The organism is Eximiradius proteiniborus (genome assembly GCF_058546985.1).
This window is the reverse complement of record NZ_CM178592.1, coordinates 80,563-98,231: the sequence shown is the minus strand read 5'-3', so window position 1 is coordinate 98,231 and position 17,669 is coordinate 80,563. Positions and strand designations below refer to the sequence as shown.

Annotated in this window: 13 protein-coding genes; 7 read left to right on the top strand and 6 right to left on the bottom strand. The window is 33.4% G+C overall.

Features of this window, described 5'->3' with window-relative positions; all coding sequences use genetic code 11:
* Positions 1-76: 76 nt before the first annotated feature.
* The 4 genes from ACY2LT_RS00365 to dnaN form a co-directional block, all read right to left on the bottom strand.
* Positions 77-1,078 carry a DHH family phosphoesterase gene (locus ACY2LT_RS00365; protein ID WP_491815605.1) on the bottom strand — a complete coding sequence of 334 codons (1,002 nt, stop codon included), beginning with the start codon at positions 1,076-1,078 and terminating at the stop codon, positions 77-79.
* Between the two features lie 87 nt (positions 1,079-1,165).
* Positions 1,166-2,896 (bottom strand): bifunctional ornithine lipid synthase OlsF, encoded by a 1,731-nt coding sequence (gene olsF / locus ACY2LT_RS00360; protein WP_491815604.1) that lies wholly within the window; start codon positions 2,894-2,896, stop codon positions 1,166-1,168.
* Positions 2,897-2,989: 93 nt separating this feature from the next.
* On the bottom strand, positions 2,990-4,102 hold the full coding sequence (recF, locus tag ACY2LT_RS00355) for a DNA replication/repair protein RecF (protein ID WP_491815603.1): 1,113 nt from the start codon (positions 4,100-4,102) through the stop codon (positions 2,990-2,992).
* A 3-nt stretch (positions 4,103-4,105) separates the two neighbouring features.
* Positions 4,106-5,266: a DNA polymerase III subunit beta gene (dnaN, locus tag ACY2LT_RS00350; RefSeq protein ID WP_491815602.1), complete on the bottom strand. Its 1,161-nt coding sequence runs from the start codon at positions 5,264-5,266 to the stop codon at positions 4,106-4,108.
* 170 nt (positions 5,267-5,436) lie between these two features.
* Between dnaN and ACY2LT_RS00345 the strand changes: the two genes are divergently transcribed.
* The 6 genes from ACY2LT_RS00345 to ACY2LT_RS00320 all read left to right on the top strand — a co-directional run bounded on the left by ACY2LT_RS00345 (position 5,437) and on the right by ACY2LT_RS00320 (position 10,678).
* On the top strand, positions 5,437-6,105 hold the full coding sequence (locus ACY2LT_RS00345; RefSeq protein ID WP_491815601.1) for a hypothetical protein: 669 nt from the start codon (positions 5,437-5,439) through the stop codon (positions 6,103-6,105).
* Positions 6,106-6,199: 94 nt separating this feature from the next.
* Positions 6,200-7,309, top strand: coding sequence for a flagellar biosynthesis GTPase FlhF (gene flhF / locus ACY2LT_RS00340; protein WP_491815600.1), 1,110 nt, complete (start codon positions 6,200-6,202; stop codon positions 7,307-7,309).
* Between the two features lie 15 nt (positions 7,310-7,324).
* A complete protein-coding gene (locus tag ACY2LT_RS00335) occupies positions 7,325-8,116 on the top strand; it encodes a MinD/ParA family ATP-binding protein (protein ID WP_491815598.1) in 792 nt (263 codons plus the stop codon).
* Positions 8,117-8,166: 50 nt separating this feature from the next.
* Positions 8,167-8,934: a hypothetical protein gene (locus ACY2LT_RS00330; RefSeq protein WP_491815597.1), complete on the top strand. Its 768-nt coding sequence runs from the start codon at positions 8,167-8,169 to the stop codon at positions 8,932-8,934.
* Between the two features lie 9 nt (positions 8,935-8,943).
* Positions 8,944-9,750: a sigma-70 family RNA polymerase sigma factor gene (locus tag ACY2LT_RS00325; RefSeq protein ID WP_491815596.1), complete on the top strand. Its 807-nt coding sequence runs from the start codon at positions 8,944-8,946 to the stop codon at positions 9,748-9,750.
* On the top strand, positions 9,737-10,678 hold the full coding sequence (locus ACY2LT_RS00320) for an HDOD domain-containing protein (RefSeq protein WP_491815595.1): 942 nt from the start codon (positions 9,737-9,739) through the stop codon (positions 10,676-10,678). The genes ACY2LT_RS00325 and ACY2LT_RS00320 overlap by 14 nt, the downstream gene beginning before the upstream one ends.
* Here the strand turns inward: ACY2LT_RS00320 and ACY2LT_RS00315 are convergent.
* Positions 10,668-11,543 carry a 3'-5' exonuclease gene (locus ACY2LT_RS00315; protein WP_491815594.1) on the bottom strand — a complete coding sequence of 292 codons (876 nt, stop codon included), beginning with the start codon at positions 11,541-11,543 and terminating at the stop codon, positions 10,668-10,670. The genes ACY2LT_RS00320 and ACY2LT_RS00315 overlap by 11 nt on opposite strands.
* A gap of 175 nt (positions 11,544-11,718) precedes the next feature.
* Between ACY2LT_RS00315 and ACY2LT_RS00310 the strand changes: the two genes are divergently transcribed.
* Positions 11,719-15,627: a T9SS type A sorting domain-containing protein gene (locus tag ACY2LT_RS00310; protein WP_491815593.1), complete on the top strand. Its 3,909-nt coding sequence runs from the start codon at positions 11,719-11,721 to the stop codon at positions 15,625-15,627.
* A gap of 67 nt (positions 15,628-15,694) precedes the next feature.
* Here the strand turns inward: ACY2LT_RS00310 and ACY2LT_RS00305 are convergent, their stop codons facing one another.
* On the bottom strand, positions 15,695-17,662 hold the full coding sequence (locus ACY2LT_RS00305; protein ID WP_491815592.1) for a hybrid sensor histidine kinase/response regulator: 1,968 nt from the start codon (positions 17,660-17,662) through the stop codon (positions 15,695-15,697).
* Positions 17,663-17,669 lie beyond the last annotated feature (7 nt).

Genomic DNA, 17,669 nt, shown 5'->3' with positions numbered 1-17,669 from the left:
AAATCTAAAAATTTGGGATAGTTCTATATTTTACTGCCATACAATTGTCAGCAAAATTGCTGAAACATCATAATAATCAAATTCTATGGAATAATTTCTGGGCTTCGTTTATTATCATTTTTTTAGTAGAAATAAAATCAGAGCCATAAATTCTGACACCAGCTGCATTAAAGTGTCCTCCGCCACCGAAACGAAAAGCAAAGTCACGGACATTAATATCGCCTTTGGAGCGGATAGAAATCCTCACCTCACTTCTGCGGGCAACTTCTGTAATTAAAATACCGACTTTTGTGCCTTTTATCATTAGAGTTTTTTCGACAAAACCTTCGATATCGTCGTCATTTGTGTTAGTCTTTTGAAACATTTCATCAGTAATAGTCATCACTGAAAGTTTATTTTCGCAGAATAATTCAAGCGAAGCTAAAGCTAATCCGAGCAAACGAACAATATTATAAGAATTCTGGTTGTACACATTTTCGTAAAGTTCAGTAGGATTTGCTCCACAATCTATCAGTTCGGCAATAATTCGATGGATTTCGCTGGTAGTGCGTTCAAACCTGAAGCTGCCGGTATCTGTAAGAATTGCAACATAAAGAGCTTCGGCAATATATTTATCGATTTGTATCCCTAATTTTTTAATTATTCTCCAAATAATCTCACCAGTGGAAGAAGCTTCATAATCAATTATGCAGATATTACAAAAGTCTTGTGGTTCGAGATGGTGATCGATTAATACTTTTTTTGCATTAGAATTGCTAAAAATATTCCAAATAGAACGCATTCGTTTAGTGGCATTGAAATCAAGGCAAAAAATTGTATCGCTTTCTCTGAAAATTCTGTCGTGAACTATCGGTGAATAAGTTTCTATACTTTTAGCATCATAGAGAAATTGCAAGAAATGAGGGACATCTGAATCAATAATAATTGTTGATTCGCAGTTTAGTTTATTCAACGCCAATTTAAGAGCAAGCGAAGAGCCAATAGCATCACCATCAGGATTTATGTGAGTAATGATTATACTTTTTCTTGATTGACTAATGACTTCACAAGCTAAATCAATTGCTTCAATATTAACCATAGATAATAAATATCATAAAACAAAAGATATAGAGAGACGATAAATATTATTGGAAATTTTAGAGCTGCGCAAAAATTCCAAAAATAATTAATTAACGAAGCTTTTCTGGAAATAATATCTTTCTTTATATTCGGGACGCAAATCGTGGAGATCCAATAAAATCAGCCCGTCAATAGCATTCATAAAGCCTTCGTCGATGCTAAATGTGATAAACTTTGCTCCGCCATAATTACACAATTCAGTATAGCGCCGATAAAGAACAGGAATCGAAAAACCAAGATTTTTTAAAGTGTTTTTAAGGATAATGAAATCTTCTTCATAGGTATTACCTGTAAAGATTGCTTCCGCTTCTTTTTCCTGAAGTTTGGAAATAACAAAAGGATTTATTGGAGTAGCGAATTTTTCATTACCTTGATACCACTTTTTGTAGTAGTAGACAATAAGAACCTTTGCTAATTCGCTATATGAGTTGCTGATACTAACTGCTCCCCAAAGATAGCGAATATTCGGATATTTTTGAATGAAAGCCCCTATTCCCTGCCAAATATAATCGAGAGCGTTGCTTCGCCAATACTTTTGCTGAATAAAACTACGTCCTAACTCGATAGATTGGGACAAAACTTCATCAAAATCCCGATGAATAATAAATTGAGACGAATTATACAGTCCCATAATTCCGTGTTCTGCAATAATTTCACTTGTAATACCTAAACGGTAGGAACCTATAATTTCTAATTGTTCTTCGTCCCAAAGAACAATGTGGTGGTAATGTTCATCATAAATGTCTGTATCAAGCACTTTGCCGGTTCCCTCTCCAACTTTTCTGAAAGTAATTTCGCGCAAGCGTCCGATTTCGCGCAAAATATTTGGAGCAGTATCTTTTTTGCAAACATAAATTTTCTTGCCGTCTTTTGTATTGCCAAGCAGAATAGAATTGTTCAGATCGCTTTTAAGTAATTTGGCAGGAACCGGATGAATAATTGCCTGCTCGGATGCAAATATTTCTCGCTTGCCTTTCCCAACTCTATAGACGTGGCGTTTAAGAAGATTGAGCTGAAGCTTTTGATTTACAACTTTATCTAAGTTGGCAATTGGTATCAAATCTCCAAATTTTATAGTAACTGTTTTATTTTTCTGTTTGAAGAGCTCTCTTGGAAGCAAGAACATTCCAATCCGTCTCCATAACAATGATAGCAAATAGAAGGACAGACTATTTTTCCCAATGACAAAAGCCGGAAGAATTGGTGCGTTTGCATATTTAGCAAAGCGAATAGCTCCTTTTTTCCATTTGCCATCCCGAATGCCTCGCCAAGACATACGGGTGACTTCTCCAGCAGGGAAAAATATCACTATTTCATCATTTGCAAGTGCTTTTTCAATGTTTTTAATATTATCTTTTTGTCCGATTGGATTGAATAAATCAAAAGGCAAAAAGAAATCTTTTAAGTTCTCAATATTTGCAAGAACGTCGTTGGCAACAATTTTGACATCCTTACGAATTTCATAAATACATTTGATAAGAGCCAAACCATCTAATCCACCGAGTGGGTGGTTGGAAACTACTACTGCTTTGCCTTCCGAAGGAATACGGTATTTAGATTTTTCAGAAATATTGTATGTAAAGTTAAGTTCTTCGAACAGTGCGTTTATAAAATCAATCCCATTGAGATGCCCTTTACGTTCAAGAAAGCTATTAATTAGCTTGATTTTAAATATTTTTTCTAAGAAATACAGGATAAGCGAAGAGATGAATGAAGGCTTACTGAACAACTTCGGTGCTTTTTTTTGCAGAATTTCGTATAAATCAATTTTTTTCATAAAAATCATTACAATTAAAAAACAAAACAAATATACAAAAGAAGTGTTAATTTAGTAACAAAATCTGATGAATAAAACTAAACAGTTCGTAAATCAAGTGATGTTTATTAGATTAATATCCTGCACAGGCTTATAAGAGTTCAAAAATTGCGGATTTGTCATAGTAATAAACACCTGGGTTCTGTTGAAATCCATAAGATGAAGTACTTTTGAGCTTCTTTCCTCGTCCAGTTCAGAGAAAATGTCGTCGAGCAAAATAATCGGTTTTTCGGTGTGATTATTTAATATGTAGTAATATTCGGCAAGTTTCAAAGCAATTAGTAGGGATTTATGTTGTCCCTGAGAAGCAAAATCTTTGGCTAATCCACCATTAATATAAATTGAAAGTTCGTCTTTGTGTGGACCAAATAAGGTTTGGAAGCGGAATTTTTCGATATTTTTATATTTATCAGCAATTTCAGATAATTTGCTCAAAATATCATCTTTTGAATGAATATTGTTGGGTTCTTCGAAGGCAAATGGTTTATACATCGCCATTATTTCATCATTTTCGTTAGAGATTTTTCTATATTCATCAAAAAAATAAGGTAGAAAATCATTGAAAAAGCTAATTCTCTTCCAAATGATTTCTGCAGAGTAGTGAATTAGCAATTTAGTCCATTCAACAAATTCGCTTTCGTCGAAATAAGAGTTTTTCTTTAGAGCAAGCAACAAATTATTTCTATTTTTCAAGCATTTTTTATATTGGACTAAATTATCAAGATAGATTTTGCTTGTCTGGCAGAGGATGCCATCGAAAAAAGAACGACGAGCAGAAGGTGCCCCACTGGTGATACTTTTGAGGTCTGGCGAAAGAATTATTGTTGGGATAGCGCCGATAATATCTTTGGGTTGAAGTTTTTCACCATATCCATTTGTAATATTTTTTCGACCACCGAGAGAATATTCAATGGATAAGCTTTCTTTCAAGTTCAGATGATTAATAGTCGAAATATCAATTTTGTAATTATTTTCTCCGTATCTAACCAACAGAGAATCACTTACAGGAAGGAAACTCTTTGAAATCGATCCAATAGAGATTGCTTCGAGAATAGTTGTTTTCCCGACACCATTATTACCATAAATTACATTAATTGAATCGGAAAATTCAAAAAAGCGTTGCCTATGGCAACGCAGATTATAAATTGAAATATTCTCAATAATCATTTCTTATATTCTAATCGGCATAATAAGTGAAAGCAACATAGGATTTTCACGCTTAGGCATAACCAGAACAGGTTTAACGGGTTCGAGAAACTGCAACTCAATCAAATTGTTATCGGTTTCGTTATTATCAACATTAGCAACAACTTCTTCGAGGTTTTTCCAGTTGAACCCAACTTCAATTTTCTCACCAGTATACTGGCAGGGAATTTTCTCTTCGGCATAGTTGCCCGACGTTTCCTCTTCGGCAGACATTGTAACTTCGTTGTTTTCGAAACGCATTCTAACGAGTTTAGAAAAATTACTTGCGAACAGAGAAACACGTTTAAGAGTAGAGAGGAACACTTTGCTATCGAGAGTAACGACAGCATTTATATTTTGCGGAATAACACTTTCGTATGGCGGGAATTTTTCGTCGATAACGCGGGAAACAATAACAGTGTTGTCGTAGTCAATTCTGACGTGTGTAATTTTGTCGAGTCCTAAAATCATAGACATTTTGACTTCGGTGGAAATTTTACGCAAAAATTCCAACATACGCAAAGGAATGAGCACGTCGAATTCCTCTTCGAATACATATTTTTCGTCCTCTGATTTGGCTCGCACCAAACGAAAACTGTCCGTTGCAACTGCATAAATATAATTGTTTCTGAATTGGAATAAAGCACCGTTCATTGATGGACGATATTCATCAGTTGAAACGGCAAAAGCAGTTTTATTTGCAAGTCTTTGGAGAATGCCTTCTGAAAAGCTAACGCTGAATTTATTATTTGAAATATCCGGTTTTTCGGATTCAAATAGTTCAGGAAGTTGAATATATTCTTCAGGATTAAGTCCTTTTATTGTATAGTTGCCATTGGTAGTAACAATGTGAATGTCAAAATTATCCTCGTTACTCGAAAAAGTAAAAGTGCTTGAAGCATCCAAAGCTTTTACAATATCGTTCAGCATACGGGCTGGAACGAGAATGCCACCACTAACGCCATCCTGCACTTCGATAGAGCTCATAATGCTTATATCCTGATCGGTAGCTACAACTGTAAGAATATTATCTTTAAGCTCAAATTTCAAGTGTTCAAGCACAGGTAAAGTTGATTTTGGTGGAATTGCAGGCACGACCTTTTGCAAAAGCTTAGAGAAATCAAGTAGATTAGCTGTAAATTTCATATTTAACACCAATAATAATTTATACCATATCAGTTTACAAATTACAAAAAAAATCAAAAAATAGATAAAGATATTTATCCACATTTACTGAAGGTTCAAGTAATATTTTGATTTTCCGATATTTAAGATTAATTTTGAGAACAGACATTACTATTTCTATAGTATGAATAATGAGAAAAGTGATAAGATATATAGTGATTTTATTGATTTTGTGCTTTATCTCAAGTACGGAAAGTATTTCGGCTAATATTATCGTAAATCAAAAATCATATCCACTGAAGGCAATACTGTTTAATAATGTGCAATATGCTGAGCTGAACTTCATTGCTTCCGCAATATTTCCTTCCGCAACAATAAAAAATAATATAATTGAAGATAAAAACTTTCAAATAAGATTTGCAAACAGTTCATTTTTCGTATTCATTAAAAAGGAAGAAACCAGTAATATATTCCAAATGAATTTACCTGTAATTTCAATAAACAATTTGCTTTATATTCCAATTGATCCTTTTTTAAAAATATTGGCTACAAATCAACTAATCAAATATGATAAAATACCTGCTGGATATTTTATTGAGCATTTTTCAAACATTAACGAGCAAATACTGCCGGCATTAGATAATACAAATCAAAACATTGTTCCAGAACAAGAGCTAACAAAAGAAAAGCAGAAGCAAGAAATTCAACCGGTTGGTGCAAGCCCTGAAAAGGACATAAAAAAATCCCCTAAAAATAAAACTCCTCAAGAACAAATCATTTTGGAGCCCGTCTATAAACAAAAGAAAAAAGACGGGAAATATCACATTCCAGAAGAGATTAAAAAGAGTATTATTCGTTAATATTTCTTAATAATCGAATTTATCTCAAAGATATTCAAATTATGGCATATTTTTTTCTTTCTTGCCTTTAATAAAAAATAATAATTGATTGAAAATGAGAATAAAGAAGTTTACCGCAGAAAACATTAAGGAAGGCAAGTCGCTGGTAATAAGAGAGTTAGGCGAAGACGCCGTGATATTATCCAGCAGAACAATGATAAATCCAGCAACTGGAAGTGAATACATTGAAATTGTAGCAGCAATTGACGACATAAACAAGCATAGCAAGGCTACCAAAATCGCAGACACTCCAAAACAGGAAAACCTCGCTCAAGAAAAAACAGAACTATTAGGGGAAGCAATTTTTCTGAAAGAGATAAGTGAAATAAAGAATACGCTTGCAATCATTAACAGCAATTTGAAATATAAATACTCCGGAAGTCTTTCGCCTGTATTTTCGAAATTATACAAGAGACTAATATTAAATGAATTTCCAGAAAATTATGCATTAGAAATTGTCGGGAAAGTGTCCAATATAAATATCAATGTTGAATATTCGCCAGCAATCAACTATGCTAAAGAAATAATTGCAGAAAAAATTAAGATACTGAAACCGTTAAATGTGATGACAGAAAAAACAGTAGCAATGTTTATAGGAAATACGGGATGTGGTAAAACTACTTCGCTTGTCAAAATTGCGGTAATAGTAAAGTTATTAACAAATAAAAACATATTAATAGTTTCTGCTGATACTTATAAAATTGGTGGTGCTGAACAGCTACAAACAATGTCTGCAATTGTAGGAATTCCGTTTAAGGCGGCATATTCTCCCGATGAGCTTCGCGATATAGTGCAAAAAGCAAAAACGGATTACGATTTGATTTTAATTGATACTATAGGAAGAAACCATAATTCGGAAGAAAACATCAGTGAATTAGCAGATTACTTCGAGATGGCAGAACCCAATTTGACATATTTGGTTATTAACTCAACTTTGTCTAATGCAACGACCAGAAAAATATTAGATAAATATTCGAAATTTAGATTAAGCGGAGTAATATTAAGTAAAATAGATGAATGCGAAACAATCGGGGGGATTATTCCAGTAATTGCAGAAGCGGAATTACCTATTGCATACGTAACAAAGGGACAGAGAATACCCGATGATATTGAACCTGCTGATAGATATAAAATTGCAGAATTAATGTTAAATATTGAAGAATAAGAAATGGTTCAACAGATGAGCGAACTCAAACATACACCTTATAAAATATCATTTATTAGTGGAAAAGGAGGGGTAGGGAAAAGTGTTCTTTCGGCAAATGTAGCATACGTTTTGTCGGAGATGAACTGTAAAGTATTGGTATGGGATGCAAACAGAAAATTTCCAAATACTCATTTATTTTATGGAGTTGAACCACCTATCCGGCTTGGCGACGTATATAAAGGTATAGTACCAGTTGAGAAAGCTATCTTCACTATTAATGAGAATTTGCATATATTATCTGACGAACCAGCAACATTTTCAAATGATGAGGAGGATAAATTCCGTTTTGAAGATATTTATCGAGATTTAATTAATAAAACAAACTATGATTATATAATTTTTGATACACCTGCTGGATTGAATAATATTAATATGGAATTGGCATTAATTTCAGATATTAATTGTTTAGTGATTACTGACGAACCGACTTCGCTACTTGATGGGTATGCTCTGATAAAGGTTTTTAGAGAATATATGGATATAGATAAAATAAAACTAATAGTAAATAACACAATTGATTTAGATGATGGAAGCGACATTGCAACAAAAATGAATCTTGCAACTGAGAAATTTTTAGGTTTCAAGGCAGAAGTTGCAGGAATAATCCCATATAGTAGAATTGTACGGCAATCGATAATAAAACAAGAAATATTTGTTCAAACAGATCCAGATGAGGAAATAAGCAAAGCTGTACGCGAGTTTTGTCAGTATATTTTTCAAAGAACGAACAAAGTAGTATGTGCTACAAACGAAATATCAAATTAACATACAATTTTTGAAACTAAATTCGTATAAATAAGAAAAAGTAATCGAAAATGGCAAAAGAAGAGAGTAAAATATTATCACCAGAAGAACAGAAGCGAGAGAAGGAGCTTAAGCAAAAGGAAAAGGAAGAAAAAGCTCTTATTGCTAAAATGCAAAAAGAAAAAGAGCAAAAGCGGAAGCTCAAAGAAAAAAGAATTAAAGAAGAACGCAAACAAGAAATAAAGCGAATCAAAACATTAGTTAATCTTCCGTTCAAGTTGTTGCTTCATTTATCGTTGCTTGCAACAATGATAATGTCTATTGTTTTGTATTTTTGGCTTGAATTAGATTTAAAAACAACTCTGATATATTTGTTCCTGATTTTTACATTTTTTTATTTCGGAATCGGAATAATTATGGTAGCCACTGTATTGATGATAAGCGAGGATAAAAAGAAGGAACTTGAAGAACAACAGCGAATTGAACGAGAAAGAGAAGAAATCGAAACACAAAGATTGAGAGAAGCAGAAGAAGCAAAATTGCAGATATTAGAACGTGATTTGGCTTCAATGAGAAGCAATGAGTATAAAGAGCCTGAAATGTTGTCATCGAAGCAGGAAGCTAAACAAATACCCCCAATTAATCAAAAGGAAGAGGAAGTTAATTCAGATGGTGTGGCTGACTTAATTGAAGATAGTAATGAACAATTTTCGTTGCCAGAAACGTCAATATCAATTAATGATGACTTAAATGATTTTTCTATTGAGCAGGAACAAAGCATAAAAGAAGAGCAGAGCAACGAAGATATTGATTATTTGAACGAAATAATGAAACAATAGAATAAATAAATGAGCAAAAGAAATTCACATAAAGAGACAATTTTATCGCCCGAAGAGTTGAAAGAAATATGGGAAAGCTTTTCTATAACAAGAAGTGAAAACAGCAAACATCAGCTTATGCTTTCCTATATGTGGCTTGTTAAATATGTTGTAAGTCAGTTGCAAATACCGAATAATTCAATATTAAGCGAGGATGATTTTATTAATGTTGGGATGTTAGGATTAAATGAAGCAATAAACCGATTTGATATTACCCGAGGTGTGAAATTCGAATCTTATGCGATACCAAGGATTAAGGGAATAATTCAAGATGAAATGAGGAAATTAGACTGGTTGTCGCGTTCAACGCGGAAAAAAGCACATGATTTTCTGCAAGCAAAAGATATATTAAGCAGCCAAACCGGACGCGAAGTAACAGCTGCAGAAATTATTGAGAAATTAAATATTTCTCCTGACAAGTATCAATCATATTTACAGGCAGCAGCAGCAGCAAAATCATCTTATTCAATTAGTGAAAGTTCATATTATAACAATGATGATTTGGAGGACTTCAATTTTATTGCTGAGTTGCCAGATACAAATCATGAAGACTACCTTCAACAATTAGAAAATGATGAAAGAATAAAGCAGCTAACAGATTTCCTGCAACAATTGAATGAGAAAAAAAGGCTCGTAATGACTTTGTACTACTATGAGAACCTGACATTTAAAGAAATTGGGAACATTTTGAATGTTTCGGAGAGCAGAATATGCCAAATTCATTCTCAGGTCTTAAATGACCTTAGAGATAAGTTAGATAAATATGAGAATGCTTGATCCCAAAATACAGAAAAAACTTGATAGCATAGTAGAACTGCCGACAATTCCAACAGTGATGTCGCAGGTTTTAGCAGCACTCGACAACCCGAAGTTAAGTGCGAATCAATTAGCATCATTAATAGAAAGAGACCAAACCCTAACAGCAAAAGTATTAAAGGTAGCAAATTCACCATTTTACGGTTTTGCCCGAAAAATTTCAACTATTGATTTAGCTGTTGTAATACTTGGGATAAATGTATTAAAAGAAATAGTTTTGAGCTTATTAATACAGAAATTCTTTTCCCGATTAAGCAAAAGTATGTTCGACGTAAAAAGTTTCTGGAATTATTCGTTATTTTGTGGGGCAGCAGCAAAATTACTTGCAAGGAAGTTAGGCTATAAATTGGCAGGGGAAGCATTCGTGGCTGGATTGATGCACGATTTAGGAATATTGATAATAATCGAAAATTTCAGGAAGCAGTTTGGAGAAATTAGAAAGCTGCAAAAAACAAAAAATGTATCAATAACAGAAGCAGAGTTGCAAATATTAGGTGCTACGCACGCTGATATTGGGCTATGGCTGGCAGAGAAATGGAATTTGCCACCAAAATTGTGTTTAGCAATAAAAAATCATCATAGTAATTACAAGGATTTCATTTCAAGCAAAGATAAGAAAAATATTTCTGTAGATGTAGAATTTCAAGAAATAGATCAACCACTGACTGCAATTGTATCTCTTTCTGAGTGGTTTGCACAAATAATGGATTACAAGCAGTGGGATAAAAACTACACACCTCCCCCCTATTATCTTTCTGAGGAATTGTTTGAAGATTTGTCAGAAGAGGATTTTCTCGACCCCAATAGTGCATTTGAATTATTGAAGAAAGAAATAATTGAAGAGTATCAAAAAGCCGCGATATTTGGGGATATTTCAATCAGAGCTTAATTTTTTCAGATAAATAATCGAAAAGCGTATTTTGCTGAAAGAGATTTTCATTATCGGAGTATGCTTTCCAAGAAATATCATAGGAATTTTTTATAATCCGAGCAATTTTTTTTGAATACTGCTCATCATATCCGAAAAAGCTGAACAGACGACTTTGCAAAAAGTTCGTTTCAGAGGAGAAAAGAATATTTCCTTCTTTATCAAGAATATTGAAAAAACCAGCTTCGTTGGGTATATGTTCAATTTTTTTAAGTATTGCATCGGTGTTTTGAGATTTCACTTTGGTTGCCCGAACAGGTTTGTTCTGAAAAGCAAGCAAATCCTGGATTGTAGAAATATCGAAATCGGTTTTGGCAATTTTGATTAGTTCATTTAAGATTGTAACTGTTGCAAGGCAATCATCGTAAGCACGATGTCTGTTCTCTATATCGTGAAAAAAGTAATTTGCCAAGAAACCGACATTTTTCTTTAAGTCTTTTGGTAGTAGTTTACGAGCAAGTTTGAGAGTGCATAAAACCGGCAAATCTATTTCAAGATTAATTCTATTGAAAGAATTTTTGATAAAGGAAAAATCGAAGGATGCATTGTGAGCAACAAAAATACTTGGTTTTGCATATAAGAAATTGTGAACTTTGGAAAACACTTCGCGAGGTTCGGGCGCTGAATATACTTGCTTGTTGCTAACCCCCGTAAGTTTGGAGATAAATGGAGGAATAAACTGATGAGGATTGACCAGAGAGTAATAATCATCAATAATTTTTTCGTTTTCTACTCTTATGCAAGCAATATCGAAGATACGGTTCAAACGTGGGTCGGAGCCAGTAGTTTCGACATCAACAACAACAAATGAAATATTCTCTATCAAACACATCTGTTTCAGTTATCTTTTTAATTACAAAAATACTAATTATTTAAAATTATTTTCAGAAGAATTGAAGCAATGGACAAACAATTAACATTTAATTATAAATAATTAATTTTTAAATCACTTAATTTATGTTATATTAAAGAAATCTTTCTCAGTTTTTCGGAGTTCCGAAATGAACAATTTTACTACAAATTTGTCTATTTCATTGCGAAACATCATTGTTCTCGCAATAATCTGTTTTGCAATGATTGTGCAGAACGAAAAAGTTTCTGCGTATTATCAAACGCCTGAATTCCCTGTTACATTGAAATGCGTTGGCTGGACAAATCCATACGATACAACAATAGTTACAGGAATAATGTCCATTCGAGAATATGCAACAAATAGCATTTATATTAAAGATTTTTCGAGTGGTTTTAGAGAAATTTTTATGCCATTTCGAAGCAAACCAGCAGTAGGTTATAATTATGTGTGGTTAGAGGCTTCGATGCTTAGATGGGAGGATTATTCAAGCTGTGGAGTTGATGGTTATGTTGAGATATTCCAATACGACACGACTAATAATGTTTTTTCCGGATTTATTAATTTTGAGCCTGCTTGTTATTTTGCTCCAAAGTTCAGACGTGTTTTGGGAAATTTTTCATATTCTGAAGCAAAACCTGAACTGGTAGTTTCTGAGTATCACAAGTCGTTTGTAACGCCTACGATGCAATTAAGTTTCGGTATGCAATTCACATTGAAAGACAAAGCTATTGATAACGCAAGCATCTATTGTATTAACCCGTTCATAAACGAAAACAACGAAATACAAATCGGGCAAACAAATGCAAATGGGATATTATATTACAATTACATAATACCACAGAATGCTGTGGCTGGTGAATATAAATTTAGTTTCAGGGCAGAAAAGGACACACTTCGTTCAAATACAATTGAGAGAATTGTTAGCTTAGTAGATAGTTTGCAATTATTTGTAAGTGCTGCACCATCGGAAGAAATTGAAGTAGAGGCTGGGAAAGAGGCAAAGTATAGTTTAACTGTAATTGATGATAATAATGATAATGTTGAGAATGCAGAAATATATTGTTTGAATTCAATATTATCTGATACATTCATTAAAATTGGGAATACGAATTCAGATGGAAAATTTGATTATACATTTAAGATTCCGTCGAACATAAATGCGAATGAATACACTATCAAATTTATGGCAAAAAAGACGGGATTGAAAACTTCGCAAACAATTGAGCGATTGATAAAGGTTCTGCCAGCAAACTTAAGTATGAAAGTATTACCTACTAATGATGTAGAAATTGCAGAAAAAGATTCATTGACATATTTGATATATATCAGAAATGCTGAAAATAAACCTGTTGGTAATGTGAAAGTATATATCAACAATCCGGTTGAGAAAAAAGGCTTCCAACTAATTGGAATAACTGATTCATTAACAGCAAAGCTGACATATGGATATAGGTTTGCTGAAAACACCGAAGGCGAATATACATTTGGTTTTTATGCTGAGAAAGAGGAAATCACAACAGATACGTTGTTGAGAAAAGTAACAGTAATAAAAGGAACGAAATGCTGGAGTATTCTTGATGGTGCTTTAGAATTTTGTATTGAAGGAAAAGGAGTGTGGGAACCAGTTGAAAAAACAACAAAGCTTGAAAATACCGGGAAAGTGTTAATTAATGATTTAGTTGAATTTGTCGGCAAAATTGAAATTGATACGGCACAGTTAGGAATAAGTTGCGACGGTGAATTTCTTGTAAAAGACATACCATTGCCATTAGGTGGGGTGGGAACTTTTTCAATTGCAAAAGGCAAATATGAGTTGAAAATTCTTGGTAGCGATGGGAAAATAACTAATTTCATCAATGCTTACACAGATAACTTAGCAGGATTTAAACTGAAAGTAAAAGATATTCAATTAGTTGGCGGAAGACGTGCGGAAGGAGTGAAAATCACAGCAACGATAACTGTTCCTGGAATTGCTGTTGGTTGCAATGAAGAAAATGAGGTAAAAAACACCGAATTTGAAGTAAAAGATTTTGAGATAAAACGTACGGGACTTGAGTTAGGAGGATTTAAGGTAGAAAATCTTGGATTTATCTCGTTCCCCAATTTCTGTTTGAGTAAATTATATGGAGAATACGATAGCGAACGGGATAGGTTAGATTTTGGAGCAACAGTAAAAATACCGTTTGGAGAGGTTGGAGGAGGAATGGCGTTCATAGGTGGAGAACTCGATAGTATAGGCTTTAGAATGGAGGCTTCGTTCCCACCACTATTTGTAATAGGAACCACTACTGTTGGAATAAGCGGATTTTTTGGACATATCTCCGGGATCACTCAACCGAATTTAGAATTTGAATTGGGAGGAATATTGTCCGATATTACTTCTGAAGATCTTTATAAAATAGATATTTCAGGATTTTTTAAGACTCCGAGTACAATTGGAATGAAAGGCGAGGCAAATCTTTTCAAAGATCCATTTTTGAAAAAATGGCAAATGAAAGGAGGAATAGAAGGAAGTATTGACTTCTCAATTGCACAAATGGAACTAAAAGGAAACTTAAATATTGGAACAAAAGATGAGGAAAAATATCTTTTGACAACAGAGGGGAATTTGAAATACAATATGAGGCAGAGCAAGTTTTCGGGATATGTATCCGGAAAGTTAGATATACCAAAGTTAAGAGATGATTGGCCATTCGATTGGATAAATGCAACAATAGGTCTTCCGAAAAAAGTTGATGCTGATGCTCGATTGCTGTTTGGAAAATCAAAAGTGTTGTGGGGAGAAGCCAATTTAGGAACTAAAATTGGTAAGTTACGTTATGTGGTTGATCTAAATAAGAACTATGATGATGACGACTTTTTCTTTTTCGAAAGAACACCCGAAAGCACTGTTATTAAGAAAGGTGAATCAGCACTCAATGATAACACAGTTGAGCAAATAATTGTCAATAGTTCTTTAGATAAATTAGTTATCAGAGTAATTGGAGAAAACGCTGTTCCAATGACTCAATTGATTAGTCCATCTTTGGTAGAATATCTTCCTTCGGGAGAGTATGAAGGAGATGTAATTTATTCTGAAGACAGCCAATCAAAAAAAGCATTCTGGACAATTACCAAACCTGAACTTGGGACTTGGCAAATAAAAGTATTATCAACAATACAAAATTATTCTATTAATTATTATAAATTTGAAGGAAAACCTGAATTTACAATTCACACGATTCAAAACTTAGATGAAGTAGATATTTACTGGGGAACAAGCGGATTAAATTCAAACGGGATAGTTGAAGTTTATTTTGACGATAATTCAATTGGTGAAGATGGTATTTATATTGCATCATTCAATGCACTGGATGGGCACGGAAGAATTAAATTAAGTGATACTATGCAACTTTGCAGATATTATTTATATGCAGTATATAGCAACGATAATTATACTTTAAGTAGCTACTCGAATGAAGTAATATTAAATAGCAAATCTATTTTATTCCCACCAAATAATATTACTGCAAAATATGTTACTAATAAGGAGAAATGTGTAGTTGAATGGGAGAAATCGAAAGAAAATAACGTTGTTGGATATGTGATTGTGGGTGAAACATACACAGGAGACGAAGTAGTTTTCGCATCGGCTTCAAAGAATGAGACAAAAAAGGAATTCGTAATTGACGATTTCAGTAAATACAAGATAAAAATATATTCCTATAATATGGATGGCTTAAAAGGATGTCCGTCAAATCCAGTTGATATAATAATGAGCAATAATGAACCACATCAAACTGAAACAATGCTTAGTAAGGATAGACTGAATGTATTTCCAAATCCAACAAATGACAAAATACATATCAGTTGCAAAATTGAAAAGCCTACATATCTTAGGATGAAAATAATTAATTCAGTAGGTGAACTTGTTGCTACGATTGCAGATAATTACTATTTAGCTGAAGGAATATTTAGCACAACATTTGATTGCAAACAATTAAGCTCGTCGGTTTATTTAGTAGTTTTACAAACGGATGATGGGATAATCACACAGAAAATACAAGTAATAAAGTAAAGATGATAGAATAATAATAGTGCCGGCTGAAAAAGTCGGCACTATTGCTATATATATCAATTCTACGTTATTTTATTGGAATAGTAAATTTAAAAGTAGAGCCTTTGCCTATTTCTGACTCGACCCAAATTTTCCCACCGTGTTTCTCGACAAATTCTTTGCAAAGAATAAGTCCAAGCCCTGTGCCCTTTTCTTGCGAAGTGCCAATTGTTGTATGGTGAACATCAATGCGGAAAAGTTTTTGTTTGTCTTCGTCGGAAATACCAATACCTGAGTCTTTGACAGCTACTATAACTTCATTATCTGTCTTTTCTGCAAATACTGTAATTTCACCATTTTCGGGAGTGAATTTGATTGCATTTGTCATTAAATTTCTAACAACAGTAGTAATCATATTCACATCGCAAAAAACTACTAAATTATCCTCGACTTTATCTTGAAGTAATATTGATTTGTTATTAGCAGTGCTTTTGAGTAATTCAACACAGCTTGACACAATATATTTAAGATTAGTTTCATCTGGATTAAAATCAAGAGTACCTCTTTGAGAACGAGACCAGGTTAAGAGATTTTCGAGTAATTCATACAACTTTATTGAAGTATTATGCATTTCGTTGATTATTTCAATTCTTTCTTCTTCGGAAAAGTCATTATACATTGAGTGTAGAATATCAGTAAGGTTTTTCAAAGCGCCAAAAGGATTTTTTAAATCGTGTGCAATAATTGAAAAGAATTTATCTTTAGTTGCATTAAGTTCTTTTAGTTCTTCTAAATAATGTTCTAATTTTCTTTGGGATAATTTCTTTTCAGTTATATCGATTGCCGTTCCGACAAGTTTAATAACTTTTCCTTCAGAATTATATACTGGTCTGCCACGCCCTTCAATAATTTTCAAGTTGCCATTAGGAGTAATTATTTCAGTTTCAACAGTGTATGGAGTTCCTTCGTTGATAGCTTTATTAACTAATTCCATAAAATGCGCTGACTCTTCGGGTTTTAACATACTCTTAATAAGTTCAATTGTAGGAACAGTTTCTTCTGGATTGACTTCATAAATTCTATATAATTCTTTAGACCAAGAAATAGAGTTAGAATGCAAATCGTATTCCCAGCTGCCGAAATGAGCAATTGATTCGGCTTCTGAAAGCAGTGCTTCACTTTTAGCGAGCAACATAGCCTCGAGTTTCTTTTGAGTTATATCACGTGCGATAATAATATAGTTTGCCTGGTTTGAGATTTCTACATAAGAAACCGAAACTTCAAGTTCAAGTGGATATCCCCCTTTGCGAATAGCTTGAATTTCGAAATGCTTAGAAAGTAAAATATCTTTTGCCGACTGTTTGATCGCTTCAAAATTAGAATTGTTTATCTGATATTTTCCGGGTAAGGAAATTAATTTTATAAAATCAATGTTTTGAACTTCATTAGAGGAGTAACCAAAAATTCTAAAAGCGGCTTCGTTCCAGAAATTAATTTTATTATCCTGGTTAATCATTAAAATAGCGTCGTAAGCAGATGAAGTAATTTTTCTAAATTTTTCTTCGCTTTGACGAAGTGCTCTCTCGGCTAATTTGCGTTCCTCGATCTCTTTTTCTAACAATTTATGATTATCGCGAATTTTACGATTTACTTCTCTTTCGTGCAAAATAAACCTGAAATATAGAGCAAGAAGGCGAACAATTTCAGCTTCGGTAAATGGTTTATTAAGAAAGTCAATTCCACCGACATCGAAGCTCCGATGGACTACTTCTTTGGTTGGAGGCATAGCAGTGCAGAAAATAATTGGAATATCGGCATATTTCTCTTGATGTTTGATGATTTTAGCGGCTTTGAAACCATCGACTTCGGGCATATTTACGTCGAGAAGAATAATATCGATAGGATGGTTTCCAAGCAAACGCATAGCTTCGAAAGCGTTGCTTGCCTCGAAAATTCTAACGTGGAAATTATCTTCTATCATTTTTCTGGCAGTAACTCGGAAAAAATTACTGTCATCAACTATTAAAACATTAAAAATATTATCTGACAGGTTCATAAAACCT